The organism is Gillisia mitskevichiae (assembly GCF_003634585.1).
GTDB classification, from domain to species: domain Bacteria; phylum Bacteroidota; class Bacteroidia; order Flavobacteriales; family Flavobacteriaceae; genus Gillisia; species Gillisia mitskevichiae.
The window spans coordinates 362,430-388,413 of the sequence record NZ_RBLG01000002.1 but is presented as its reverse complement, the minus strand read 5'-3'; the positions used below and the strand labels follow the sequence as shown (position 1 = coordinate 388,413).

The following is a 25,984-nucleotide window of genomic DNA, read 5'->3' as shown; positions in this document are numbered from 1 at the left end:
AATTGTTTATCAAATATATAAAACAGCTTTTTATAACTGTAATTAAGCTGTACTAAACTCGTTTAATAGTGAACTGGAAGTTACTTCCTTCTCCTAGAGTAGAACTAACCTTAATATTTCCTCCCATACTATTTATAAGTTTTTTTACAGTAGCTAATCCAATACCACTACCTGGGTTACCATCACGATCATTAGTGTCTAGCGTTGTAAAAAGCTCGAAGATCTTATTAGAGTTTTCTTCAGAAAAACCATCTCCATTATCTATCACCGCAAAATGATAGAAAGTTTCAGTCTTTTTAAAGGTGATCTGGATCTTCCTGTGATCTTTACTATTATATTTTAAGGCATTGGTTACTAAATTCAGAAAAACCTGTGTAAGAGCTGCTTTGTTTACATGATGTAAGGTTACTGTCTCAGGGAAATCTATTTCCACATCGTTTGCAACATCATATAAATGAGCTATTCCGCTAAGAAGATTATGAAGATCTACATTTTCGTAATCCTTCTCTAAAATATGTTCACTTCGATAAAAGCTCAAAATTCCATCTACATAATTCCGCAGAGAATAAGAAGATTCATTTAGATAATTTAAATATTGAGTGGTTTCATCATCAAATTTACCCTGATTTTCAACCTTAAGTAACTCTGTAAGGGAAATAATATTTGCCAGAGGAGACTTTATATCATGGGAAACTACACTTGCAAATTTCTCTAATTCCTGATATTTCTGTTTAAGCTTTCGCTGAACAATACTAAACTTTTTATTTTGCTTAGCAAACTCGAACAACTTCACACATTGGTTTGCTAGAGCTTTTAAACCTTCAATTTGATGTTTCTTTAATTGACGTTCTTTAGTGTCTAAAACACTTAAAACCCCAATAATATATCCCTGAGCATTCTTTAAGGGAATGCCTATATAGAATTTATAAAGTTCTTGATAATGGATTTTAGCTTCCTCAAAGACCTGAGGGTTTTCAGAATAATTTAAACAATATTGTTGTTCTTTAGATTCTAAAGTGAGTTGAGCAAAAGAGTTTTTTCGCTCGATCTCATCTATGTTTATTCCTGTTTTAGACTTAAGCCAAACATGATTCTTATCTATTATACTTAAAAATGCTGTAGGGGCATGGCAGATAGTTGATGCCAAAAAGGTAAGTTGATTAAAATCTTCTTCAGTAGTCGTTTTGGAAATATTGTAATCTATTAAAATAGATTGACGTATTTTTTCATTAAACGCTGTTTTTTGCTCCATATTACTCCCTGCTTCTACTACAGTTATCAATTATAGTCAATAATAGGAAATTTTTCTCAGCTATTTTACTGAAAATCAAGGATATTTTTAACTATAGCGCACGTTTAATGGTAAAGTTGAAGGTTGTTCCTTTATTTACTACAGATTTCACTGAGATTTCTCCTCCCAAATTGTGTACTAATTTTTGAACGGTAGATAGCCCAATTCCGTTTCCACGGTTACCACTTCTATCGGATTCTTCTACAATGGTAAATAGTTCAAAAATAGCTTCTTGCTTATTTTCAGGAATACCAATCCCATTATCTGTTATGGAAAAATAATAATAACCGTTCTTTTCTATCCCCGTTACATCTATAACGATCTTCTCTTGATTGTTATATTTTAAACTATTTCCAATAAGGTTAAAAAATATCTGTTGAAATGCGGCTCTATTACAGTGAACAATTAAATTATCTTCAGGCAAATTGATCTCACAATCAAATTTTATATTTAATAGATCTATGATCTGTTCTAAAACATCCTGTAGATCAAAATCTTCAGTATGAGAATCTAATAAAGTATCACTTTCGTAATGATTAAGAATATCTGTAATATAATTGCTTAATCTAAAAGAGGATTGTTTTAAATAAGTAAGATAGTTAAGCCCAGTAGCATCTAATAAATTTCCGTATTTAGCTTTTAGAAGATCCGAGGTTATTATCATATTTGCAAGAGGCATTTTCATATCGTGAGATACAGTTCCAGCAAATTCTTTAAGTAAATTATTTTTTGTTCCTAATTCCTTTTTAACTTTCTCTAAAGCAAGATTTTGGCGACGTAGATCGAATAAGTTCTCAACTTGTTTAGCTAAGGCTTTTAGAGCTTCCTTCTGTTTGTCATTTAAAGAATGAGGTTTCTTGTCCAGAACACACAAAGTTCCAAGAGCATCTCCTTCCGCAGATCTAATTGGCATACCCGCATAGAATCTAATATTAGGATCTGAGGTTACAAGTGGATTATCTACAAATCTATGATCTAGGTGAGTATCTTTAACTTCCATGATCTCATCTGGATGTAAAATAGCATGAGAACAAAAGGAGACATTTCTATCTGTATCACATAATTCTGTTCCTACTTTAGCTTTAAACCATTGCTTGTTTTCTGCAACTAGTGTTATTAACGAAATTGGAACTTCACAGATATAAGATGCGAGGTATGCAATATTATCATAATTTATTTCTGTTCCAGAGTTTAGAATTTGAAGGTCATTTAGGGATGTAATCCTTGCTAATTCATTCTCAGGTAGTAAAGCTTCAATCATATAAATTTGATCTTGGTTGGAATCTTATTAGTATACATGTTTTAACAGCGAAAGTTAATGAAATATTAAATTTCGCCTTAAGTGCTAATCTTCCAATAATGATGCCATTAATATTTTAATGAGGAATTGCTGCCTATTTGAAGCATATCTAATCATTTCTCCGACACAAATGCATAAGCACTAAAAATTTTATAAATGATAGTTTTTGATATCGAAACTTTATATTTGGATTATTAAAATCTTAATCATTCAAATTTGTCACCTACAGAATTAAAGGAATTTCTAGATTCTAAAGTCATTCAATATAATAATTTTAATTTTATTGAAAGCGATCCTATAAGTATTCCCCATAAGTTCACACAGAAGGAAGATATAGAAATTGCGGGTTTTTTAGCAGCCACTATTGCATGGGGAAATAGAAAGAGCATTTTAAAAAACGCAAATAAGATGATGGATCACTTGGGGAATTCCCCTTATGATTTTATTATAAATCATTCAGTTTCCCACTTAGAGCCTTTGGATAATTTTGTACATAGAACCTTTAATGCTTTAGACTTTAAAAGTTTTATTAAAGGCCTTAAAAACATTTATCTTAATCATGGTGGGCTAGAAGCAGTATTTTCAGCTCCATCTACCAATGGATCTTTACAGAAAAACATTTCGGAATTTAAAGCTGTTTTTTTTGAAATTGATCATTTACCCAGAACAGAAAAACATGTAAGTGATCCCTTAAAAGGTTCTGCAGCAAAAAGGATAAATATGTTCTTAAGATGGATGATACGTAAAGACAATGCAGGAGTAGATTTTGGAATATGGAAAAATATCTCCCCATCGTTATTATCTTGCCCCTTAGATGTGCACTCTGGAAATGTAGCAAGAAAGCTGGGCTTGCTAAGTAGAAAACAAAATGATGCAAAAGCGGTTTACGAGTTAGATCTCTCCCTTAGAAAAATGGATAAGGAAGATCCTGTGAAATACGATTTCGCTTTATTTGGCTTAGGAGTTTTTGAGAAATTTTAGTTCATAGATTACATACCCGAAACTATTTCTCCATCCACCATCGTCAATTTTCTATCGGCCATATTCGCTAACTCTTCATTATGTGTTACTATCACGAAGGTTTGATGAAATTCTTCTCTAAGCTGAAAAAACAACTTGTGTAAATTTTCAGCAGATTCACTGTCTAAGTTACCAGAAGGTTCATCGGCATAGATTACGGCTGGGTTATTAATTAAAGATCTTGCAACCGCAATTCTTTGCTGTTCTCCACCACTTAATTCAGCTGGTTTATGATGTGCTCTAGGAGATAAATTTAAGAATTCCAACAGTTCATAAGCTCGTTTCTCTGCTGTAGCCTTAGAAGTACCTTTAATAAATGCAGGAATACAAATATTCTCTAAAGCTGTGAATTCTGGTAATAATTGATGAAACTGAAAAATAAAGCCTACTTGTTCATTTCTAAATTTGGAAAGCAGTTTAGAATTCTGAGAGTAAATATCTATTCCATTTACTTTTAAGGAGCTGTCAGATTTTTTATTTGGCTGGTCTAAAGTGCCTAAAATATGTAAAAGTGTAGTTTTACCCGCACCAGATGCACCCACAATAGATACTATTTCGCTTTTTTTAATATGTAAATTAACCCCTTTTAGAACGTGGAGGTCTCCGTAATATTTATGAATATTGTTTGCGTAGATCATGATTTTAATAAACTAAATGTTTCAGTTTTAAGGTTAAAAATAATGGTATTAGCCTTTAAAAATGTTTTTTGCGATGTTATAATCTATATAATAAACGAGTCTCAAAGATAGATTTTGTCTAAGATCTTGATCGAATAAATTTTGTAAACTTTTAGTAAATTGAATATCACTTTGTTTGTCAAAATTAAATATAGAGTTTCTATATAATAAAATTGCCTCACTACCAGGAGCAAATTGCCAGCTATAGCTAAGATCAAAATTCCAAATATTAAAATTAGCATTCGGATCATTCTCCTTAGTTACTTGATAATTATAAGGATCTAGATCTCCATTCTCTTTAAGAATACTGAAATTGTTCTCTTTAAAATCTGCAACAGACCAAAAATTTCTGAAACTTAAATTTAGAGCCTGCTTGGTGTTAAAATTATAACTAGCCTGAATAGAATTCTCTATACTTTGTACATCTCTTAAGCCAAATATCTCTTTTTTAGTTTCTAGTGCAACAAAACTATTTCTGTTATTTGAAACTGAATATTGAACAGAATAGATCATTGAAAATTTGTTGCTGAATCTGAACCTAGGATTTAGAATAATTGTGAAATTATCTTGTTCAGAATTAAAGAAACCTTGATAATTAGCATTGATGTCTAGCGCAAACTTCTTCCTATAATCCGATGAGATAAAGCCATCTAAGATGATATTATCATTATACTTAACGAATTTACCAGCCCTTCTAGCTTCAAAAAAATCTTTCCTTTTTGTGGTATATTTTATAAAATTTCCAAAAGCAAATCTTTCTAAATTAATCGCAAAATAATTGATGCCTATATTAGAAGAAGTTTCAATATTTGGGATATACCTTCGTTGGTGATCTGCAAATAATCTAATATTAAAGGTGTTTAAGGTTTTTGTTGGTTCAAATATTCTATAAGATGTCTCTATGTGGAAATCATTATAATTATTGGTGAAATTTAAGCCAAGATCATTAATGTCATAAGTTTCATTCGCGAACTCATGTGCAATTGCATATCTAAAATTGCCTTTTGTTCTATCTATAGAAAATGAAGAAGCAAAGCCCGTAATATTTTGTTCCAGTTTATTCACATTGCTCATTTTAGCCTCACCAGAATAATTAAAGGAATTTGATTTGTTATTGATATCAAATAAGAAGCCTGTTACATTCCCATCCCGAGCATGTCCATTTCTGGTTACGTTGGTATTTATAAGTGAAATAGAGGAATTTTGATTGTATTGCTGATCTAGTACCACGATATTATAATTGGCAAAAGGTTCAGTAACAACTGTCCTATTTAAACCATTTATGGTATCGCGAAGTATTGCTTCAGTTTCATTGGTTATTGCATTAAAAAAGCCAACTCCTAATCCGTTATTTGTTCTTCCCGAGATCTTTACCGCATTCAAAAGATCTGCTTTATCGGGATTTTCTATCAAAACCTCATTATCTAATAATTTGGCTTGTGCAGTATTAAAACCAATTGGAGTATCTCCAATACGTCTGGAATAAAATAAATTTCCTTTTGTAAATAGTTCGGTTCCTTCTGTGAAAAACGCCCTGTTTTCTCCAAATGCCTGCTCGAAAGGTCCAAGATTCAATTCTACTTTATCAAATGCAGTTTGGCCAAAATCTGGAATTAAAGTTGCGTCCAGAGTAAAGGCATCAGAAATTCCATATTTAAAATCGAGTCCGGCACTAAAGCTACTTTCCGTATTTCCTTGAAAATTGTCTACTTCAGCAGAAGCATAAGGATAAAAACTCAATCTAACTGGAGGATCAATATTCTTAATTCCTGTTAGTAAGCCATTATATTGAGTATCCTTACCAATAGACTTATCTATATAGTTCCAAGTGTACACTTCATTTAAATGCAATATATTTCTCCCAAATTGGATACTCCATAATTGTTCTTCTTTTTTCGGAAATCTTAAAGCGGCATAGGGAATTTTAATTTCGGCATACCAGCCTTTATCATCAAAAGAAATTTCTCCTTCCCAAACCACATTATAACTATAATCTTCATCATTACCAGACATCTTAGCATCTGCAATAGCTCCTGCAGATGTGATTACAAATCTCGTTTGATTTTCTCCATCATTATAGGTGTTGATATCTATCAAAAAGAAATCTGATTGTTCTATATTATCCCGCTGAGTGAACTGACGTAAGATTCTTTCTGGTTCATTATCTATCATAGAAGCTGCTATATAAATAGCTTCATCGTCATAAGCCAATTTTACTATGGTAGGATGAGTTGTTCTACTTGGAGTACCATCTCCTGGTTCTACCATTACAAAATCTGTAGCATCTGGAATTTCGCTCCAAATATGATCATCTAGAATTCCATCTACAGTAGGGGCAGTACCAATTCTTTGTGCCTCGTAAGATTTTTGAGATTTTTTTGAAGTGATGGGTTTTTGAGCTTGTAATGTAAAGAGAGGGAAGCAGACAAATAAGATGAAAATTTTTCTAAGCAACATATTTGAATTATAAAATAATAGGAGATATTGAGAATTACAACATTACAAAAGAATTGTCATTTATTTTTAACATAACCCAATTAATCGTTAAATAATGCTGTTTTTTTATTAATTCGTAAATTTTAAATAACATTTGTAGAATATGGAAAATATAGAATATAAAATTGCAACCCTTGCGGGTGGATGTTTTTGGTGTACCGAAGCTGTTTTTGAAAGAGTAGAGGGAGTTGCCAAAGTAATTCCAGGTTTTACTGGAGGGCAAATTAAAAATCCTGCATATAGAGAAATAATATCTGGGAGAACCGGACACGCAGAAGCTATTGAAGTGCATTTTGATCCAAATGTTATATCTTATAAAGAATTACTATTAATTTTCTTTAGTACACATGATCCTACAACTTTAAATAGACAACAATATGATAAAGGTACCCAATATAGAAGTGCTATTTTTTATCATTCTGAAGATCAAGAGATTGATGCATTAGAAATCGTGAGTAGGCTAGGGGAAGAGAAGGTTTTTATAGATCCAATTGTTACTGAAATCACAGAGGCCTCAGCATTTTATGAAGCTGAAGTAGAGCATAAGGAATATTACACCAATCATAGACAACAACAATATTGTCAGGTGATTATAGATCCGAAGATCAAGAAATTACAGCAATTATTTGCTGATAAATTAAAAAAGGCCAAAATATAATATGTATCAATTTTTTGAAGAATATAACGAAGAAGTTACTGAAGATCTTACCAATAACTTCAAACAAATCATCCACGGATTAGGGGAGGATACTTCACGTGAAGGGATTCTTAAAACTCCAGAGAGGGCTGCAAAAGCAATGCAGTTTCTAACTCAGGGATACGATGCAGATCCAGTGAAAATTTTGAATGATGCCATGTTTAGCGAAAGCTATGACGAAATGGTAGTGGTAAAGGATATAGAAGTATATTCCTTATGTGAGCACCATATGTTGCCATTTTTTGGTAAGGCGCATATTGCTTACATCCCTAATGGAAAGATAGTAGGTTTAAGCAAATTGCCAAGAGTGGTAGATGTATTCGCGAGAAGACTGCAAGTACAGGAACGCCTTACACATGATATTTTGGAATGCATAAATAACACCTTGCAGCCACAAGGAGTTGCGGTTGTAATTGAAGCGCAACATATGTGCATGATGATGCGTGGAGTTCAAAAACAAAACAGTGTTACTACCACCTCTGGGTTTAGAGGACAATTCAAACAAATTGAAACACGAAATGAGTTCCTTAAACTCATAAGTTCGGATTTAAAATAATTGGCATTTTTTTTGCTTTATTCCAAGTATAAAATTTAAAAACCGATGAAGACCTTAAAAAATAAATTACTAATAAAGGGATTAATGTATGATGTGGTGGGTATGGCAACCATGGCAATTCCATTAGTTGGTCCTTTTTTAGATATCGCTTGGGCTCCATATGCCGCAAAACAGATGTCTGAGATGTATCCTGGAAAAAAAGGAAAAATAGCTTCTGTCCTTGTATTTATAGAGGAAATATTGCCATTTACAGATTTCGTACCCTCTTTTACCCTTATGTGGTTATATACTTTCGTATGGAAAAAAGAAACTATGGAAAATGAAATTATTATTGAAGCTGAAATTGTTTAAATACACTTTAAATTTATTTTAAATAAAAAGCCTCTTGATTATTAATCAGGAGGCTTTTCTTATATAAAAGGATTATTTTATTTAAAATGTGGTCTGAATATCAAAAGAGATATTTCTCCCCATATTTGCGATTCCATCTGCTTTTAAACGAGAAAGGTGAGCAATGTAATTTTTATTAAAGAGATTATTTCCGCTAATTCTTATTTCTAAAGGTAATTTATCTATAAATATAGTTCCGCCAATTCCAGCATTTACTAATGAATAGCCATTGGTGTTTGTTTCAAAATCACTTATCTTATTTTGCGCCCCTGTAGTTTTTACAGTTACAAACGAATAATTATTAGAAAAACCTTTTAATTTATCTAACTCAACTCTTAATGTATTAGTGAAAGAAGTTGCAGGAATAAGAGGGAGACTTTCTCCATTATCTTTTTCCCCAATTACCAATTCTAAACTACTTTCTATATGTAACCAGTCTATAGGGTGCGGATGTAAATGAAATCCAGCCTCTCCACCATATAATTTGGCATCATCTTGAGTATATATAAACACTCTATTTCCCTCAATTAAATCGTCTGTTGGAGCAATAAATATATATTGATTGATCTTGTTATAAAAAGCATTTCCAAAAAGTTCAAAATGCTCATTGCGGTATTCTAAAGATAGATCTAACTGAATATTCTGTTCATTCTCCAGGTCTACATTTCCAACTTCATATCTATTAGTTCCTTCATGTATTCCATTAGAACTAAGTTCTGCCAGGTTAGGAGCTCTAAATCCGGAAGCCGCATTAATTCTTGTAACTACATTATTAAATAAATTAAATTTGATACCTAAGGAACCATTGTAGCTAGAAAAATCCCGATTTATAGGCTGGAAGTATCCAACATCTCCTGCAATACCATTTTCCTTAGTATTAATATTTCTAGTGTCGAATCTAAATCCACCTTGAATATCTAATTTCTCTAAATGATAATGTGTAGTTCCCAATACTCCAAAATCACGGATCGAGGCATCTGGAATCAATAATTCCTCCCCAAAGTTCTTATTGGTTTGGAATAAACCTTGAACTCCAAAAATAGTTTCAAAATTACCCCAAACTGGTGCATTGTATTTAAGATCGTAGTTCAAGGTCTCTAAATGCATTTCTAAAGCAGGATCTGTAGATTCTTCTTCGAACTCTTTCCTATTATTAAAAAGATACCCCACTTTTAAATCTAAGCTTGAATTTTGCAGGAATAATTTATTACTTAAACTCGCTATATGATTATCTAATTTCTGGTATGGTGAAATGGTACTTTTAGAAGTTGACTGTTCTCCAATTTCCTCGGGAATCCCGGCATGCGTATTATTATAGTTATATCTAAAATCTCCCTTATATTTTGTGTCTTGAAAACTTATTCCAGCTTTTAGATCTTTCTCTTCAAAACGAGAGTTTGTAACCCGGATCCCATCCCCAGTTTCATAATCACTGTGTGCGGCATAGTTTCCTCGCACTAAATATTTCCAATTTTCACCAGATGTTTTAATTCCCAAATTTGCTTCAGTTCCAATAGAGTTAGTAAAATAATTTAAACTTGCATCTACCGTTGTACTGTCTTTTGGAGCATATTTCTCAGGATTCAAATATAAAACTCCACCAAGGGCATCACTTCCGTATAACAAAGATGCAGGACCTTTGATAACCTCTACACTTTCCACTCCACTAGAACTAACTCCTAAGCCATGTTCATCTCCAAATTGCTGATTTTCTAATCTAACTCCTTGTGCATATACCAATACTCGGTTTGCACTTAAACCTCTTATTACAGGTTTGCCAATTCCGGCTCCCGTTGTAATACTTTCTACCCCGGCAATCTGTGTAATTCCTTCAGCTAAAGTAACAGCCCCAGTTTTTTTGAGGTCTTCTAAAGATTCTCTTTCAACCTTAACTACATTTTCACTTTGCAACTTATGAAAAGGTGTAGATACAATTACTGCCTCCATTTCTATAGCAGTAGGTTGTAATTCAATTATTAATGGATCATTAGAAGGAGCATTAAAACTGATGGTTTTGGTTGTATAGCCTATAAAGGAGATCACTATTTTTAATTCTCCATCTGGAATATTATGAAGTTGAAAATCTCCATCTAGATTGGTGATGGTTCCTTTTTCTAATTTTGAAATATAAATATTGCCCCCAATTATAGGTTGCTTTGTTTCGGTGTCTATAAGTTTACCTTGAATGGTAGTTTGTGAATATGCAGATGTGCACACTATTAAAAATAGTATACTTAAGAATGATCTTATCATTTTTTAAGAATTAAGAGATTATAAAAACACAACATTTAAAGATGTTGCTAAAACTATGTTCTATGTAAGTTTGGGAGTAGGCGGGCCTCTAAGCTCAAATGATAGTTTCTGGTAATCACTTAAAAATTCGTAATAATTAAAGAACTTTTTATTTATCGATGAAATTTCATTTAGATCGTAATTAAAAAAATGAAATGAAATTATCGGGTTTGGATGGAAATCACATAATTCACAATCTAGGGTAGATTGATGAAGATGAGTAGTACTATGATCACTACAAGCAAAATTGAAATCGTGGGCAAAGACATGACTAAAATTCAGAAAGGAGGGAAGTAACAGTAGAAGTGTTAATCCTAATAATCCATATTTCTGAATAGCACTCAAATTATTCTTGATTTAAATATCGCCCGAAGCCTAATCTAGTAAGCATTTTCTTTTCAAAGGTCCAGAAAAATTGAAACTGGCCAAAGATCCATCCAAAAAGCACTAGTAATATTTGATAGATGGGAAAAATTAAAAGAATGCGTAAACTCCAGAAAATATACCATGGCGAAGTTTCGCGATATATTCCGAAGAACTCACATACTGGCGCTGCTAATTTTGTAGCAGAAGACCCAGTTATAGCAAAAACCAATAAAATAATAATTAGTTGAAAATTAGAATCTATTCCCCAACGTTCTTTTAACTTATTCATTTTGCAAATATATCACATCACTGTGCAATTAAAAAAAACTTGAGCTTATATTCGTGTAGACACAGAAAAACGTTGGTTATATTCTCTAGAGAAAAACACAAAATAATTATAAAGCATATAATTAACTTCGTAGCCGTAATCTACAGAACTATCATAATTTATTTCTTGAATATATAAATTAGGATTATAGGAGAATGGCTGGGCAACTCTGCTGTTATATTCCTGAACTAAGAATTTATTCTTATTCTCAAGATAAGATTGTGTGTAATAACCTCTTGGTCTTGCAATACTATTAATGAATAAATTGAATCCAGGTTCAATAACGATTATTTCATACTCCAAACTGTCATTTGCAATACGAACAGTATCATTGGCATTTGCAGTGACTTCTTGTTGATTGAAATCCCTGTTCTTAGTGGCGCTACAACTATAGATGAAAAGCCCTAAAACAAATATGTATATTAAATTTTTCATTTTTTCATTTAAAAACTACAAAAATTATTCCTATTTTATTTTCCACCTAACATTCCGCCAAGCAATCCACCGCCACCTTTTTTATTACCGCCGAAGATCATTCCTGCAACATCATCGATCACACTTCCATCCCCATCTTTATCCAGTAATGTTTCTATTAAAGAAGCATCATGAGCTCCTGAAGATCCCATAACAGATTCCAATAAACCACCTAAACCAGAGGAAGAAACATTTTCTTTGCTTTTTTGACTAGCCAAAATACTCATGAGTAAAGGCGCTGCCATTTTTATAATACTAGACACAGAGGATTCTTTCATGTTTAAAGTGCTTCCAATAGTCTTAGTTACCATATCTTGTTTCCCTCCTAATAAGTGACCTAGAATTTTTTCACCTTCTGAAGACATATCTGTAGCATTAACAGATTTTAGGTTGCTCAATAAAGCATCACCATGTTTATTACTACTTAATGCGTTGTTTAAACTTTCTGCACCAGAATCTGTTTTTATGTTTTTCTGCATTGCTCCTAATAAAATAGGTAATGCCATTCCTAGAGCTGCAGAAATATTGTCTTTATTTTCTGAAGTACTATCACTAGCCTTTGCGATAAAATCTTCGCCCATAGAAGTGTTCAGTAAATCTAAAATAGATGCCATGATTTTCGTTTTTTTAAATTAGACACTCAATTTACAACATTTATCTTGGTGCTTGAGCTTATCAAAAAAAAATAAATCCTTCTAAAATATATAATTTTTGAAGGATTATTCTAGTATGATCTAGTTATTAGACTTTTTCGCTCTTTAAAAGTGCGATTATTTGTTCTGCCAACTCCATTCCTATTCTATCTTGTGCTTCTAATGTTGCAGCACCAATATGCGGAGTTAAGGAGATTCTTTCATTCATTAAGATCTTTATAGAGGGAGATGGCTCATTTTCATATACATCCAATCCAGCGAATGCTACTTTACCATGCTCTAAGCCATCTAATAAAGCTTCCTCATTTATAAGTCCACCTCTAGAAGTATTTATTATACCAACACCATGCTTCATTTGTTCAAATTCCTTCTTACCTAAAATAGCCTTTACCTGTCCAGGAACATGAATAGTTATGAAATCTGAATGTTTTATAAGATCTGCTACTGGTTCTGTTTTAATAGGAACATTTACTACCTGATCATTATAAAACTTAAGTGTGATATCTATTTCACCAACTTTATCATCACTGGCAATAACTTTCATTCCTATTCCTAGTGCCAGTCTAGCTACTTCTTTTCCTATTCTTCCTAAACCAATAATCCCAAGCGTTTTCCCTCTAAGTTCTGTTCCTGCAGAATAATTTTTCTTTAGGTCTTTAAAGTGAATATCTCCAGAAAGAGGCATATTTCTATTGGAATCATGTAGATATCTTACTCCTCCAAAAAGATGCGCAAAAACTAATTCTGCCACAGATCCTGAACTTGCCGATGGAGTATTTATAACTTTAAGACCTTTACTTTTAGCATAAGAAACATCTATATTATCCATTCCAACGCCACCACGACCAATAACTTTTAGGCTAGGGCAGGAGTCAATAAGTTCCTTCCTTACTTGTGTAGCACTTCTAACCAGTAATACGTTTATCTTTACTTCATTTATAAAATTCGCTAATTGCTCTTGAGCAACTTTTGTAGAGATCACTTCAAATCCGGCATTTTCCAGTGCTTTTATACCACTTTTCGAAATCCCGTCGTTTGCTAAAATTTTCATGCTTTCTTTTCTGTTTTTAAATTCTTGTAGCTTACTATGCTAAAATAATTTTATGCTTTTCTTTCCAAATCACTCATAACGTCCACTAAAACCTGAACGCTTTCTAATGATAACGCATTGTACATAGAAGCTCTATATCCTCCAACACTTCTATGACCATTTAATCCGTTTATTCCAGCCTCCTTTAACATAGCCTCAAAATCTTCTTTTAAAGATTCATCTGTAAGGTTAAAAGTGGCATTCATGATAGAACGATCTTCAGTTGCGGTGTATCCTTTAAAACAAGGATTAATATCTATTTCAGAATAAAGTAAGGCTGCTTTCTTCTCGTTCTTCTCTTCAATTGCTTTAATTCCGCCTTGGGCCTTTAACCATTTCAAAGTAAGATAAGATACGTATACAGGATAAACAGCAGGTGTATTAAACATGCTATCTTTTTCTATGTGCACCTTATAATCTAACATAGAAGGTATCTGTCTTGTAACTTTCCCTAAAAGATCTTCTTTAACGATCACTAGAGTTGTTCCAGCTGGTCCCATATTTTTCTGCGCCCCAGCATAGATTAAATCGAATTTTGAAAAATCTAGTACTCTAGAAAAAATATCACTACTCATATCACAAACCATTGGTTTTGGAGTAGTTGGGAAAACTTTCATTTGAGTTCCGAAAATGGTATTATTACTCGTGCAATGAAAATAATCTACATCTGTAGGGATCATATATCCTTTAGGGATGTAGTTATATTTTTTATCTTCTGAAGAAGCGACTACATTAACTTCTCCAAATAATTTAGCTTCTTTAATTGCTTTACTAGACCAAGTTCCTGTATTTAAATAAGCAGCTTTTTTCTCTAAAAGATTATATGCCACCATTAAAAACTCCATACTTGCTCCTCCTTGCAAAAAAAGAGCTTTATAACCTTTCCCTTCTAAGCCTAGTAATTCCAATGCTAGCTGTCTTGCATCTTCCATGACAGCAACAAATTCTTTGCTTCTATGTGAGATCTCCAGTATAGATAAGCCTGTGTTATTAAAGTTTATAACTGCTTGTGAAGCTTCTTGAAAAACTTCCTGCGGAAGAATACATGGACCTGCACTAAAGTTGTGTTTTTTCATAAAAATGTAGTTTGTAACAAAGATGCTAAAAGTTCCTGTGAAATTGTGTTATTAAAAGTATAATTGGCGTGTTAGAAACACAAGAAAAAATTTAAAATCGGACATTATTAGGAGTTTTCTCTAATAATATTTTTTAAATATTCTCTAGAAATTCTAACGTGTCAATATTATCTGCGTAATCCCATAATTGTGGATATTGAGTTTTTCCAAAAGGAATTTCTGACTCCATAAAATTATTAGCAACAACACATTGTAGATTTTCTTTATTATTGTTGATCGTAGCTTTTAATGCTTCTAAATTGGAATATTTTTCATAAAAAACTGTAGCAATAGGAGATCCAAAATTTTGATCTTCCTTTAATACTAAGAATCCATTATCCAGCATTTTAAATTCACTCATTAAATAGACCGCCTTATTGTAATCATAATTATTGGCATATTTTGCATGATCCATTAAGCTTGCCCATGGAGCTAGGGCCTTATAAAAAGCATCTATATCATAATCTTCTGGCACGTATAATTTAGAAACACTTCTACAGCCTAAACCAAAATATCTAAAAATATCGTGACCTAAAGCTACCAGATCTTCAGTAGTTTCATTGCCTGTTAATATAGCAACAGAATTTCTGTTTTTTCTAATGATGGATTTCTTGTTAGCAAAGTAATATTCGAAATATCTGGAGGTATTATTACTACCTGTAGCAATTATAGCTTCAAAATCATTCATTCTATTCTCTGTGAACTCTATTTTATTCTTATAATCTGAATCTAAAGAAATAAGGTAATTCGCTAGGATAGGTAACAATTTCATATCATTTGAAGATTGCTTTACCAATACTTTATGCCCTGCAATTAAAACCGAAATAAAATCATGAAAACCAACCAAAGGAATGTTCCCTGCCATAATAATACCTACGGTTTTTGGTTCTACTGCATCAAAATTATAAGGTTTTAGCCACTTGTCTAGATTGGAACTATTAAGAGAATCGCTCCAGCCTTCCAGTGCAAAAAGTATATTATCTGGTGTGAACCATCCGTTGTGATGAATAGCTCTTTCTATTTGCTCTTTAAATTCTTCGAAAAACTCCTCGTTATTCTTTACATCCTCATTCTGTTCTATCCCATTTCTTCGAAATTGGTTTAAAAACTTACCGAGTTCTATTAAATGTGATTTTCGCAGTTCGATTGACATAAGGCTTATTTGGTTATGAATTGTTTTGGCTTTAAATTTGTGCTGGCGAAATTAAAAGTTATAGAATTAAAATCGCCTATAAATCAGTGAAAACTTGAATCCAAATTACTAGCGATTTATAGATTTCAATTTAAATTTACTAATAAAAGAGTTATGGCAATTATAATAACAGATGAATGTATAAACTGTGGTGCATGCGAGCCAGAGTGTCCAAATACTGCGATCTATGAAGGTGCAGATGATTGGAGATATGCTGATGGGACAGATCTAGAAGGAAATGTTGTACTACCAGATGGTAAGAAAGCAGATGCTAACGAAGCACAAGAACCAATAAGTGACGAGATCTATTACATAGTTCCAGATAAGTGTACAGAGTGTAAAGGTTTTCATGATGAGCCACAGTGTGCGGCAGTATGTCCAGTAGATTGTTGTGTGCCAGATGATAGCCACGTTGAGACAGAAGAGGAGCTTTTAGGGAAACAAAGATTTATGCATCAAGACTCTTAATTAATAACTTTATTAATTTTATACCATCCCGTTTAATTCTTTTAAGCGGGATTTTTTATTATATTTTCTTTTCGACCAAATTCCAAATTTGTAGTTTTTAAACCCTTTGCGCTAATAGATTCATTAATTATTTTTCTTGAAATAAATCTTAGATAGATATACCCAATTAATCCGGCAATGACAGAGGCAGACAGAATTCCTATTTTGGCTTGAGTTAATAAAACTTCATTCTCAAAAGCAAGTTCAGTTATAAACAAGGACATGGTAAATCCCATCGCTGCGAGAAATCCAATACCATATACGTGTTTCCATTTTACATTTGGTGGTAATTTTGAGATTTTAAAAAACACCATAAGTTTTGTAAAAAGCACAATTCCAAAAAATTTACCAATTAACAATCCAAGTATGATCCCTATGGCTACATCGCTAAAGATATAATCGAAGGAATTGGAATCTAAGGTAACTCCTGCGTTGGCAAAGGCAAAAATCGGTAATATTATAAAACTCACTAATGAATGCAATCCAGATTCTAATCTCTGTAAAGGGGGAGTAGCATCCTGAGTAAGCAAAGAAAATTTTTCTATTAGAAGTGTTATTTCATCTTCGGTCTTATTCTTACTCGAACTTGTAGCATTTAATTTTTGTTTGATCTTGTAAGAAAGCATTTTTACTTTTCTAAGAAATAAAGGTGTGTTTATCTTTTTACTTGTAGGTATAGCGAAGGCAGCAAGTACAGCAGCTATGGTGGCATGAACTCCGGATAGCATTATAGCCATCCATAAACCTCCTATACCGGCTATAGCGTAAAATACAGGATTTCTTATACCTATAAAATTAGCAAAAACGAGTACCATTAGAAAAACACCTCCCATCGCTAAATTATTCATCATAATTTCTGAAGTGTAAAAGAAAGCTACTACCAATATAGCTCCCAGGTCATCTATTACCGCGATGGCAGTAAGAAATATCTTTAATGATAGAGGTACCTTATTACCTAAAAGATATAAAACTCCTAGGGCAAATGCTATATCTGTAGCCATTGGAATTCCCCAACCATTAAAAGAATCTAATCCAAAATTAAAAAAGAAGAAGATTAATGCTGGAAAGATCATTCCTCCAATGGCCGCAAAAATGGGCAAGAGGGCTTTTCTAAAACTGGATAATTCTCCACTCATAATTTCCTTCTTTAATTCTAGACCTACCATAAAAAAGAAAATAGACATCAATCCATCATTGATCCAGTGCAGAATGGTTTTGTTAAGAACTGCATTATTGTAACCTATATAAAGTTCCTGCTTCCAGATGTTATGATAAATTTCTGCTAAAGGAGAATTAGCAACGATCATTGCTAATATGGCAGAGATAATGATCAAGATCCCAACAGATGTTTGCTTATTAATAAAACTCTTTATTGGTAATAAGAGGTATGTATCGAGCGATGATTTTTTCATTATTTAATAGATTTGACTAATAAATAAAGATTTAAATAAATACAACAAAACTTGATTTCTAAGTAAAAAGGAAGTGTTTAGCATATAGGCTAAAATAATAGTTGTAATTATTTTTGAACATGATAATAATCATAATTGCGTAGTATAAATGTTACTTAATATAAGCTGAGCTTTTAGAGAAATTTTGATTCATGCATCAGGAATAAATAAATTGTTCAATTTTAAACATATAAAACCCCACATTCTTGTGGGGTTTTATATGTTTATATTTTAAAGTGAACTATTCTTTCTTTAATTGGCGCTGAATTTTTTCTATTGCATTTTGAATAGACTTTTCAGGCTCTATTATATTATTATTTCCCCAGAATTCAGGGTCAGAAAATCCGGAAATATCGTCTACCATAACTACAGAAGGTCTAATATAATTAAGGTCATTTGGGGCTTCTTTATTGGTGTAATCTTCCCAGTTTGTTACTACCATTTCACTGTTTAAAGTATATCTGGAATTAAACAGGCGTTTATTCCAATCCACTACAAACTCTAAAAGCGCATTTCCATAGCTATAGTACCATTTCCCATTGCTTTGTAAATAGTCTATTTCATAATTAACATCTATTGGAAAAACCCTAGCTCTATTAGGTTTGCTTTTTACAAACATTTTAGACGCTGCATCTTTATCATCTACATTAAGTTTGTAAGATGCTTTCACTAAACTATGGGTTTCAGCATCTATAAAAAGTTTTCCATAATACCAAGGTAAAGATTTATTTATCTCTTCAAAATCTACAACATACACATACCTATTATTAATTTTGGTAGGCCTATCAAAACTGAATTTATATTCCTCAATATTATCAGTCTCAAAGACGAACTCCGTGTATTTCATAAGGTCTACATAAAGCGTATTAAAGGGACCACCTCTTAATTTGAGCGCCAATGTATCCAGTCTGTCATAATCGGTGCTTTTTCTAGCTTTAAAAATGGCAACAGCATCCTTTTTAGGTGAACTATTAGGTTGTTTATAGATCTTAATAACAGCTTCTGAAAGGGAGGCGTTCTTACGTCTTTTCTTTATAGTTTCTCTATAGAACGCCGTCATTAATGTTGGAGAACTAAAATAATTAGAACCTCTATTTTCCAGCATTTCTGAAACCAGCTTTTTGGCATCCTTGGATTTAAAAATGCTAACCTCAGTTAAAACCTCTACAGATTCTTGTAAGCTTATTCGGTTATTTTCTTTGGTTAAGGTGTTTATGGGAATATTCTTGCTTTTATAGCCTAAATACGAAACTGTTAAATTAGAATTCATAAGATCTGCTGGGATCTTTAAAGAAAACTCACCATCACTATTTGTAATGGTAGAAATATTACTACCATCTACGGTAAGATGCGCAGAATTTATAGGGTCTCCATTCCTTTCATCTACAACCTCCCCTTTAAATTCAATATATTGAAATTTGTTTACTTCTATGTTTTGCTGAAAAGTTCTTGAACTACCTGTAGTTGGAATGGAGATTATAAATAACAGACAGATTAAAAATATAAATGGGTGAAATTGAAAGACACTAAATTGCGTTTTCATAGCTAAATGTTTTAAATTAAAGTAAGCTGAATACCCACTAATATATTGATTTTTACTAAATTATTAAGTTTATTTTCGGATTAATGTTCTTGCTTATTTCAGTCTTATTTAAAGAGATCTTTCCAAATCTTATATTTAATTGCGAACTATTATAATTTAATTACAGGACAAGTTTGCGTAGGAAAAGGTTGTAAATAATTATATGTATTATAAGACAATAGCAGGACAAGTTTGATTTCTAAATTATAAATATAGCAACAGGAAATATACGTTCTATAAATATTTATAACTTAATAGGTTTTAAATGAGATTGGAAGATACTTTTCGGTACAAGTGAAGGAATGGAACTTTGTAGTCTGGGTATGGTAATGATATTAAAATAAAAAAGCCGGAAATTAATTTCCGGCTTTTCATTTGTATGATAATAAGTTTATTTTTTCATAAACCTTTTTGAATGGATTTTTCCATTATCTGTTTCAATTTGTATGATCATTAAACCTTTACTTAGATTGGATACATCTAGAGTAGCTGTATGTCCAGAAGAATTGTATTTAGTATCAACCAATCTTTTGCCCTCTAAATTATATACGGCTATAGATTTAATATGGGAATTAGACATTGCAATTCCAATATGTTCTGAAGTAGGATTTGGAGCCATTTTCACACTAATGATCTCTTCCCCTTCAATACAAGGGCAAAAATGCATAGAGAAAGAATCGTCCACAAGATTATCCATTCCAGAAACGGCGTGGGTATGTGCATTATTCCCTCCAGAGTGTGAATGATCTGTGGTATTCGTTACCGTTTGAGCATTCATAGAGTAAACTCCAAGTAAACTAAAAGCAACATAAGCAAAAATATTCTGGTGTAGTTTTTTCATCATGTAAAAGTTTTTTTGGTTAATATTATATATTTAATTGGTTAATTGAATGCTGAATTTAATTTAGCAAATATAGGACACTTCCTTGTTAATCAGTTAAAAGATGCTTATTTATCGACGAAATACACATCTTTTATTTTTTATTAAATGATTTTGAATAAATTCAATCTAAATTCTTACATTTTTTTTGTTAATGTTTTAATGGTCCAAAATATGAAATTAAGTTCTTCGTTATCAGTTTTTAATGCTTACTAACTATATAAAATGAAAAAAAATATTTATTTCCTTTTCTTCCTAGGATTATTTTTACCTCTTATAAGTTTCAGCCAAACTTTAGATGAAAATAAATCGGTGTCTGAACTGGTGCTTTATCAGCTGAATAAGGAAAGGTCTTTACTTAAAGAAAACGTAGACAATAGGATCAAACTAATGGATGCTAAGATCACTAATCTGGATGAAAGCATTCGCAATACCAGCTCTTCAACAGAAAAAGTAGATAAACTTATAGAACGAGTGCAAATCCTGGAAGAGAAGCAGCAGGAATTAGACAAAAATGTAGTTAGTGTGTATAAATACAATTTTAGCTCGGCTGTTTTAAATTTAGCTTCAATGGAAAGAGAGATCAAACCTCTAAATCTTTTTAATAGCTCCCGAGATTTTTATACTACCTTAGATAAAGTGAGCAATCCTATGAACTATGAGGGATATGCTGCATGGTTTAAAGAATTCGAAAAATATATTGAGGAGAATAAAAAAGACGAGGCAAGATTAGATGCGCTAAGCCATATAATACAGGTTACTGGGAACTTGGCAGAAGGGACTCCATTTACCGGCATGTTTGCAGGGAGTTTGTTTGACGGTATAGGCAGTTTTGTTAATAGTTTAGGTAGGAGAGACAAGGATCTTAGAGAAAAAAGCATGAAAATGTTCAAGCTAACTACATCTGTTTCTCAATTTACTCATGATAAGGATCTTATAGAAACAGAGTGGAATGCAATTGCTAAAAGTTTAGATGAGTTAAAAGCGCTTCAGGAAAAATCTATGAATGAGAATATCGTAAATATACTGGGTATAAATAAAAACGAATTTAAAAAGCGTTTTACAGATGAAACAGATGCCAAAAAAAGAACGCAGTATATATTAGATATCTCTAAAATTGCTGAAGATAAAATCGTAGAAGAGCGTAGTAAAAACGCAGAGAATTGGAAACAAGATTTTTATAATCAGATGGTGACCGTTCAGAATTTGAAAATAAGATTTGGAACCTTGACCTTTAGAATTCTTGAGAATCTGGATAAATATAAACTGCTAATTACAAAATATAAAGAAGACGAATATTTAAAGGATAAGGTGGGTCAATTGGATTTAAAGCTGAGTTTGGTTAGAAATAGTTTTGAATCTACATTTAATCCACAAGATTATATCAAAGCTTCTAATGAAATGTATATAGTAGAGTAGGATAAAGGCAATTTATATTATTTATTCATAACAAAAAAGGCGAGAACATTTGTTCTCGCCTTTTTAAATTTATAAAGTTTTATCTAAAATTGAAGATTCAATTTAGCATAATAATATGCTCCTCCAAATCCCATTTGTACAGAATCCCAATATCCACCACCTTCTACCCAGTCATCTTGTTGATCTGGATATACGTTGAAAAGGTTGTTACTACCAATATTCAATTTTAGGTTGTCACTAATTTTATATCCTAAGTTCAAATCTGTAGTGATCTTAGCGTCATAAGTATCTGTAGCGGCTAAGATCTGGTCTTCAAATGTTCCATATTCAGACACATCTTCAAAAGTTTGAAAATCTAATAATTTCACTTCACTAAATCTATTTATACCTACGGCAATATCAAACTTATTGATCTCATACTTTAAGTTTAAAATAAATTTACTATCTGGAGCAGACGCTAATAAGAATGCTTTATCACGTTCTCCAAAGAAAGTTTGTTCATCTAAAATCCCATTCTTAACATCGGTAATTTTCATACTATTAATATTTCCAATAAGACTAGAAGTAAAAGTTCCCGCTCCTAACCTTGCTTTATGTGAAAGTACAATGTCTAAACCTAGAGTTTCAGTGTCTGCGCCGTTTGCAAAGAATTGTGCTGCTTCAACATTTTCTATTTCTGGAGCATCAAAGTTACCTGTAAGAACTATACGGTCTTGAATTTCTATAAAATATCCGTCTACAGTAGCTGTAAAACTTCCAATATTAGCAGTAAATCCTAAAGAAGCGTTTAATGCAGTTTCCTCTTGTAAAGGTCCAATTCCGAAGGAGGCTGTAACCGGACTATTATTTGGAGATAATAAAGATTCTAAAGCTTCTCCACCCACAAAATTGGTGAATTTTAAGTTGTAATAGATCTGCGCCAAAGACGGTGCTCTAAAACCTGTACTTACAGAACCTCTAATATTAACATCGTCTGAAACTTTATAACGTGCAGCTAACTTCCCATTAAGTGTACTTCCAAAATCGCTATAATCTTCAAATCTCGCTGCAGCCGCCACTAAGAATTTATCGGTGATATCAAATTCCCCATCTACATATAGGGAAATGTTAGATCTACTTCTGTCTACTTCGTTTGCTGGTCCATATCCAGGAAATCCTTGAGATCCACCAGGTCCAGCTGGTAATAATGCTGTAATTGGATTTGGAATAGGATCTTCATTCTCATCTAAAACAGGTTCGCCATTATTATCTCTTACCACATCATCATAAGCATTATTTACAATTCCGGTACCATCATAAGTAGCATAAGAACCCTCTTCTCCAGCGAAGATCACAAAGTTTTCCGTTTTATATTCAGCTCCAAAAGCAAAGTTTACACCCTCTAATATATCTTCATAATATTTAGAGAAATCGAGATTAATCGTATTCTGACTTAAGCTATGACCACCTGCATCAAAATTAGTTGGTGAGCTTCCTTGAAGGGAGGCATTTAAAGTTCCTTTAATATAATAGTGAAAGAAGTTCTTTCCCCAAGTATTACTCACATCTATTTTCCAACCGCTTGCTGTTTCGGTTCTAAAACCAGCAGCAACAGAATTATCTGTAATAATTGAAGTTATTCTTGGAGTAAAACCATCTGGATAGATACTTGGTACATTTCTATCTGTAGAACTATCTCTTGTAAAAGCATAAGCATCTGTATCTCTATAATTTCTACCTCCAAATGCGTAGAATTCAGAATTATCTGTCAAAGGAACTGCTACATTTCCGAAGAAATTAAAACCATCTATTGCCGCTTCTCCAAAACCCCTTCTAAAATCGAATCCAGGTCTAAGAGTTTTATTCTTGCTAATGTATTCTGTAGTAAAGTTGGCATAACCTTCTTCTCCAATTCCTACCCCATAGTTGGCTGTCACTTTAACCGAACCGCCATCAAAAGATTTATCGTCTCCAATTTGATTTCCATCTTTTTCTGTGTCTAATCTATTCCCATCTGTATTTGCAGTTCCTTCAGGAAAATCCCCTTGTGGGTTATTGCTGTAAAAACCATAATTTACATTTCCTGTGAATTCACCAACCTTATCGTTCAATACGATATTTATTACTCCGGCAATTGCATCAGATCCATACTGTGCAGAAGCGCCATCTCTCAAGATCTCAATTCTTTTTATTGCTGAAGCTGGTATCGCGTTAAGATCTGTACCTGTATTTCCTCTTCCTCTAGTCCCAAAAATATTGATAAGCGAAGATTGGTGTCTTCTTTTACCATTTATTAATACTAAAGTTTGGTCTGGTCCTAATCCTCTTAAGGATGCAGGATCTATATGATCTGCTCCATCAGATCCAGATTGTTTATTTGCATTAAATGAAGGTGCAGCATATTGCAATAACTCATTTACTTCAATTCTACCAGTTTGTGTGGTAACTGAGGAAACATCTATGACATCTATAGCCACTGGAGTATCTGTTGCTGTTCTGTTAGGACTTCTAGATCCTACCAATTGAATTTCGCCTAAGGAAACTCCATCTGCTAAAGAAACATTAATCGTCGTTCTGCCTGCAACAACCTCTTCGGTTTGCTCAAAACCAACATAGCTAAATACTAAACTGGCATTTTCACTTACTGTGATGTTGTAATTTCCGTCGAAATCTGTTGTTGTACCATTATTAGTATTCTTTTCAAAAACATTAACCCCCGGGAGTGGAACTCCGGAATTATCGGTTACCGTTCCTGTAATCTGCTGGGCCATTAGAAAGCCAGGTGCAAAAATTAGCACAAAAAATAATAAGATTTTGTTCATAATTATAATTTAGATGGTGAGTTAATAATAAAATTGATAAAAATTTAAAAAACAAACGAATAATAACTGTTAAATACCTTCAAAACATTGAAGATTAATTAATAATTATAAGATTGTTATACATTTCATTCATATTTTGAGATGAAATTTTGGAGCTTATTAAACTTATATTTTAATAATTTCAGACCAAGCTATATTTGTAAAAATGGAAATGAGATAACTTCCTCTTCTTTGCTATATACACACTTTATACTTCCAAGATTAAAACCTATCTTTGCAGCCGCAAAAACATAGCATTAAATTATATTTTATGAAAGCTGGAATTGTAGGATTACCTAATGTTGGAAAATCAACACTCTTTAATTGTTTATCTAATGCCAAAGCGCAAAGTGCAAACTTTCCGTTTTGTACTATAGAACCTAATATTGGGGTTGTAAATGTACCAGATATGAGACTTCAAAAGTTGGAATCTTTAGTGCATCCCGAGCGTGTACTACCTGCAACAGTGGATATAGTAGATATAGCTGGTCTTGTAAAAGGAGCAAGTAAAGGAGAAGGATTAGGGAATCAGTTTTTAGGAAATATTCGTGAAACAGATGCAATTCTACATGTTTTGCGTTGTTTTAAAGATGATAATATTATTCATGTAGATGGTTCTGTGGATCCTGTTAGGGATAAAGAGACCATAGATATGGAGCTTCAGCTAAAAGATCTTGAAACTATAGATAAGAAATTAGAGAAAGTTAAAAGAGCCTCTAGAACTGGAAATAAAGATGCACAAAAGGAAGAAGCAGCTTTATTGAAGGTGAAAGCTGGATTAGAAGCAGGTAAATCTGTTAGAGCTTTAGATCTTACAGAATCTGAAAGAGAAGAATTCATTAGGAATCTTCAACTTATTACAGATAAACCGGTAATGTATGTTTGTAATGTAGATGAGAAGGCAGCTGTAGACGGAAATGCATTTGTAGAGCAGGTAAAAGTGGCTGTGAAAGATGAAAATGCTGAGGTTATTGTTTTAGCAGTAGGAACTGAAGCTGATATTACTGAGCTGGACGATTATGAGGAAAGAAAAATGTTTCTTCAGGATATAGGTTTGGATGAACCAGGTTCAGCAAAACTTATTCGTGGAGCTTATAGGCTTCTTAATCTTCAAACTTATTTTACCGCAGGAGTTAAAGAAGTGAGAGCCTGGACCATTCCAGTTGGATCTAGTGCGCCTCAAGCTGCAGGAGTTATTCATACCGATTTTGAAAAAGGATTTATTCGTGCTGAGGTGATCGCTTATGAAGATTTTGTTTCTTTTGGGAGCGAAGCTAAAGTGAAAGAAGCAGGTAAAATGAGGGTTGAAGGAAAAGAATATATAGTTAAAGATGGAGATGTAATGCATTTTAGATTTAACGTGTAATT

23 protein-coding genes are annotated in these 25,984 nt (G+C 32.6%); 7 read left to right on the top strand and 16 right to left on the bottom strand.

Annotated elements, in window-relative coordinates:
* Window positions 1-52: 52 nt before the first annotated feature.
* Together BC962_RS07455 and BC962_RS07450 are read right to left on the bottom strand one after the other, a co-directional pair.
* The gene (locus tag BC962_RS07455) at window positions 53-1,282 is read right to left on the bottom strand and encodes a GAF domain-containing sensor histidine kinase (protein ID WP_245984103.1); all 1,230 of its coding nucleotides are present in this window, start codon (window positions 1,280-1,282) and stop codon (window positions 53-55) included.
* 61 nt (window positions 1,283-1,343) lie between these two features.
* A complete protein-coding gene (locus tag BC962_RS07450; RefSeq protein ID WP_121345373.1) occupies window positions 1,344-2,552 on the bottom strand; it encodes a sensor histidine kinase in 1,209 nt (402 codons plus the stop codon).
* Between the two features lie 255 nt (window positions 2,553-2,807).
* Here BC962_RS07450 and BC962_RS07445 point away from each other — a divergent pair, with 255 nt between their 5' ends.
* Entirely contained in the window at window positions 2,808-3,572 is a 765-nt protein-coding gene (locus BC962_RS07445) for a TIGR02757 family protein (protein ID WP_121345372.1), read from the top strand.
* 8 nt (window positions 3,573-3,580) lie between these two features.
* Here the strand turns inward: BC962_RS07445 and BC962_RS07440 are convergent, their stop codons facing one another.
* Together BC962_RS07440 and BC962_RS07435 are read right to left on the bottom strand one after the other, a co-directional pair.
* On the bottom strand, window positions 3,581-4,249 hold the full coding sequence (locus tag BC962_RS07440) for an ABC transporter ATP-binding protein (protein WP_121345371.1): 669 nt from the start codon (window positions 4,247-4,249) through the stop codon (window positions 3,581-3,583).
* Window positions 4,250-4,297: 48 nt separating this feature from the next.
* Window positions 4,298-6,745 carry a DUF5916 domain-containing protein gene (locus BC962_RS07435; protein ID WP_121345370.1) on the bottom strand — a complete coding sequence of 816 codons (2,448 nt, stop codon included), beginning with the start codon at window positions 6,743-6,745 and terminating at the stop codon, window positions 4,298-4,300.
* 142 nt (window positions 6,746-6,887) lie between these two features.
* Between BC962_RS07435 and msrA the strand changes: the two genes are divergently transcribed.
* Genes msrA through BC962_RS07420 form a run of 3 tightly spaced genes read left to right on the top strand, consistent with a single transcriptional unit; the run spans window position 6,888 to window position 8,388 of the window.
* Window positions 6,888-7,442, top strand: a complete 555-nt coding sequence (gene msrA / locus BC962_RS07430; protein ID WP_121345369.1) for a peptide-methionine (S)-S-oxide reductase MsrA — start codon at window positions 6,888-6,890, stop codon at window positions 7,440-7,442.
* A gap of 1 nt (window position 7,443) precedes the next feature.
* Window positions 7,444-8,037 carry a GTP cyclohydrolase I FolE gene (folE, locus tag BC962_RS07425; RefSeq protein ID WP_121345368.1) on the top strand — a complete coding sequence of 198 codons (594 nt, stop codon included), beginning with the start codon at window positions 7,444-7,446 and terminating at the stop codon, window positions 8,035-8,037.
* A gap of 45 nt (window positions 8,038-8,082) precedes the next feature.
* Window positions 8,083-8,388: a hypothetical protein gene (locus BC962_RS07420; RefSeq protein ID WP_121345367.1), complete on the top strand. Its 306-nt coding sequence runs from the start codon at window positions 8,083-8,085 to the stop codon at window positions 8,386-8,388.
* A gap of 81 nt (window positions 8,389-8,469) precedes the next feature.
* Here BC962_RS07420 and BC962_RS07415 read toward each other — a convergent pair whose 3' ends face one another.
* From BC962_RS07415 to BC962_RS07380, 8 genes are all read right to left on the bottom strand, one after another.
* The gene (locus BC962_RS07415) at window positions 8,470-10,680 is read right to left on the bottom strand and encodes a TonB-dependent receptor (protein ID WP_121345366.1); all 2,211 of its coding nucleotides are present in this window, start codon (window positions 10,678-10,680) and stop codon (window positions 8,470-8,472) included.
* 60 nt (window positions 10,681-10,740) lie between these two features.
* Window positions 10,741-11,064, bottom strand: a complete 324-nt coding sequence (locus tag BC962_RS07410; RefSeq protein WP_121345365.1) for a hypothetical protein — start codon at window positions 11,062-11,064, stop codon at window positions 10,741-10,743.
* Between the two features lies 1 nt (window position 11,065).
* Window positions 11,066-11,374, bottom strand: a complete 309-nt coding sequence (locus tag BC962_RS07405) for a DUF6787 family protein (protein WP_121345364.1) — start codon at window positions 11,372-11,374, stop codon at window positions 11,066-11,068.
* Window positions 11,375-11,419: 45 nt separating this feature from the next.
* Window positions 11,420-11,848 carry a DUF6146 family protein gene (locus BC962_RS07400; RefSeq protein ID WP_121345363.1) on the bottom strand — a complete coding sequence of 143 codons (429 nt, stop codon included), beginning with the start codon at window positions 11,846-11,848 and terminating at the stop codon, window positions 11,420-11,422.
* Between the two features lie 35 nt (window positions 11,849-11,883).
* Window positions 11,884-12,501 carry a DUF937 domain-containing protein gene (locus BC962_RS07395; protein WP_121345362.1) on the bottom strand — a complete coding sequence of 206 codons (618 nt, stop codon included), beginning with the start codon at window positions 12,499-12,501 and terminating at the stop codon, window positions 11,884-11,886.
* 127 nt (window positions 12,502-12,628) lie between these two features.
* Window positions 12,629-13,591: a D-2-hydroxyacid dehydrogenase gene (locus tag BC962_RS07390; RefSeq protein WP_121345361.1), complete on the bottom strand. Its 963-nt coding sequence runs from the start codon at window positions 13,589-13,591 to the stop codon at window positions 12,629-12,631.
* A 50-nt stretch (window positions 13,592-13,641) separates the two neighbouring features.
* Window positions 13,642-14,706, bottom strand: a complete 1,065-nt coding sequence (serC, locus tag BC962_RS07385) for a 3-phosphoserine/phosphohydroxythreonine transaminase (RefSeq protein WP_121345360.1) — start codon at window positions 14,704-14,706, stop codon at window positions 13,642-13,644.
* A 133-nt stretch (window positions 14,707-14,839) separates the two neighbouring features.
* Window positions 14,840-15,898: an acyl-CoA reductase gene (locus tag BC962_RS07380; RefSeq protein WP_121345359.1), complete on the bottom strand. Its 1,059-nt coding sequence runs from the start codon at window positions 15,896-15,898 to the stop codon at window positions 14,840-14,842.
* A gap of 153 nt (window positions 15,899-16,051) precedes the next feature.
* Here BC962_RS07380 and BC962_RS07375 point away from each other — a divergent pair, with 153 nt between their 5' ends.
* Window positions 16,052-16,405 carry a 4Fe-4S dicluster domain-containing protein gene (locus BC962_RS07375; RefSeq protein ID WP_121345358.1) on the top strand — a complete coding sequence of 118 codons (354 nt, stop codon included), beginning with the start codon at window positions 16,052-16,054 and terminating at the stop codon, window positions 16,403-16,405.
* Window positions 16,406-16,446: 41 nt separating this feature from the next.
* On the opposite strand, the gene nhaA is transcribed toward BC962_RS07375, so the two are convergent.
* From nhaA to BC962_RS07360, 3 genes are all read right to left on the bottom strand, one after another.
* On the bottom strand, window positions 16,447-17,856 hold the full coding sequence (gene nhaA, locus BC962_RS07370) for a Na+/H+ antiporter NhaA (RefSeq protein ID WP_121345357.1): 1,410 nt from the start codon (window positions 17,854-17,856) through the stop codon (window positions 16,447-16,449).
* 280 nt (window positions 17,857-18,136) lie between these two features.
* Window positions 18,137-19,438, bottom strand: coding sequence for a carboxypeptidase-like regulatory domain-containing protein (locus tag BC962_RS07365; RefSeq protein ID WP_121345356.1), 1,302 nt, complete (start codon window positions 19,436-19,438; stop codon window positions 18,137-18,139).
* Window positions 19,439-19,868: 430 nt separating this feature from the next.
* Window positions 19,869-20,321: a T9SS type A sorting domain-containing protein gene (locus BC962_RS07360; protein WP_121345355.1), complete on the bottom strand. Its 453-nt coding sequence runs from the start codon at window positions 20,319-20,321 to the stop codon at window positions 19,869-19,871.
* Window positions 20,322-20,582: 261 nt separating this feature from the next.
* Here BC962_RS07360 and BC962_RS07355 point away from each other — a divergent pair, with 261 nt between their 5' ends.
* Window positions 20,583-21,776, top strand: a complete 1,194-nt coding sequence (locus BC962_RS07355) for a hypothetical protein (RefSeq protein WP_121345354.1) — start codon at window positions 20,583-20,585, stop codon at window positions 21,774-21,776.
* A gap of 83 nt (window positions 21,777-21,859) precedes the next feature.
* On the opposite strand, the gene BC962_RS07350 is transcribed toward BC962_RS07355, so the two are convergent.
* Complete coding sequence (locus BC962_RS07350; RefSeq protein ID WP_121345353.1) at window positions 21,860-24,577, bottom strand: TonB-dependent receptor; 2,718 nt, start codon at window positions 24,575-24,577, stop codon at window positions 21,860-21,862.
* 310 nt (window positions 24,578-24,887) lie between these two features.
* Here BC962_RS07350 and ychF point away from each other — a divergent pair, with 310 nt between their 5' ends.
* Window positions 24,888-25,982 (top strand): redox-regulated ATPase YchF, encoded by a 1,095-nt coding sequence (ychF, locus tag BC962_RS07345; protein WP_121345352.1) that lies wholly within the window; start codon window positions 24,888-24,890, stop codon window positions 25,980-25,982.
* Window positions 25,983-25,984 lie beyond the last annotated feature (2 nt).

Coding starts and splice junctions, on each gene's coding strand:
- BC962_RS07450 (WP_121345373.1), bottom strand. CDS start 2,552: ATGATTGAAGCTTTACTACCTGAGAATGAATTAGCAAGGATTACATCC.
- BC962_RS07440 (WP_121345371.1), bottom strand. CDS start 4,249: ATGATCTACGCAAACAATATTCATAAATATTACGGAGACCTCCACGTT.
- BC962_RS07435 (WP_121345370.1), bottom strand. CDS start 6,745: ATGTTGCTTAGAAAAATTTTCATCTTATTTGTCTGCTTCCCTCTCTTT.
- msrA (WP_121345369.1), top strand. CDS start 6,888: ATGGAAAATATAGAATATAAAATTGCAACCCTTGCGGGTGGATGTTTT.
- folE (WP_121345368.1), top strand. CDS start 7,444: ATGTATCAATTTTTTGAAGAATATAACGAAGAAGTTACTGAAGATCTT.
- BC962_RS07420 (WP_121345367.1), top strand. CDS start 8,083: ATGAAGACCTTAAAAAATAAATTACTAATAAAGGGATTAATGTATGAT.
- BC962_RS07415 (WP_121345366.1), bottom strand. CDS start 10,680: ATGATAAGATCATTCTTAAGTATACTATTTTTAATAGTGTGCACATCT.
- BC962_RS07405 (WP_121345364.1), bottom strand. CDS start 11,374: ATGAATAAGTTAAAAGAACGTTGGGGAATAGATTCTAATTTTCAACTA.
- BC962_RS07400 (WP_121345363.1), bottom strand. CDS start 11,848: ATGAAAAATTTAATATACATATTTGTTTTAGGGCTTTTCATCTATAGT.
- BC962_RS07395 (WP_121345362.1), bottom strand. CDS start 12,501: ATGGCATCTATTTTAGATTTACTGAACACTTCTATGGGCGAAGATTTT.
- BC962_RS07390 (WP_121345361.1), bottom strand. CDS start 13,591: ATGAAAATTTTAGCAAACGACGGGATTTCGAAAAGTGGTATAAAAGCA.
- serC (WP_121345360.1), bottom strand. CDS start 14,706: ATGAAAAAACACAACTTTAGTGCAGGTCCATGTATTCTTCCGCAGGAA.
- BC962_RS07380 (WP_121345359.1), bottom strand. CDS start 15,898: ATGTCAATCGAACTGCGAAAATCACATTTAATAGAACTCGGTAAGTTT.
- BC962_RS07375 (WP_121345358.1), top strand. CDS start 16,052: ATGGCAATTATAATAACAGATGAATGTATAAACTGTGGTGCATGCGAG.
- nhaA (WP_121345357.1), bottom strand. CDS start 17,856: ATGAAAAAATCATCGCTCGATACATACCTCTTATTACCAATAAAGAGT.
- BC962_RS07365 (WP_121345356.1), bottom strand. CDS start 19,438: ATGAAAACGCAATTTAGTGTCTTTCAATTTCACCCATTTATATTTTTA.
- BC962_RS07360 (WP_121345355.1), bottom strand. CDS start 20,321: ATGATGAAAAAACTACACCAGAATATTTTTGCTTATGTTGCTTTTAGT.
- BC962_RS07355 (WP_121345354.1), top strand. CDS start 20,583: ATGAAAAAAAATATTTATTTCCTTTTCTTCCTAGGATTATTTTTACCT.
- BC962_RS07350 (WP_121345353.1), bottom strand. CDS start 24,577: ATGAACAAAATCTTATTATTTTTTGTGCTAATTTTTGCACCTGGCTTT.
- ychF (WP_121345352.1), top strand. CDS start 24,888: ATGAAAGCTGGAATTGTAGGATTACCTAATGTTGGAAAATCAACACTC.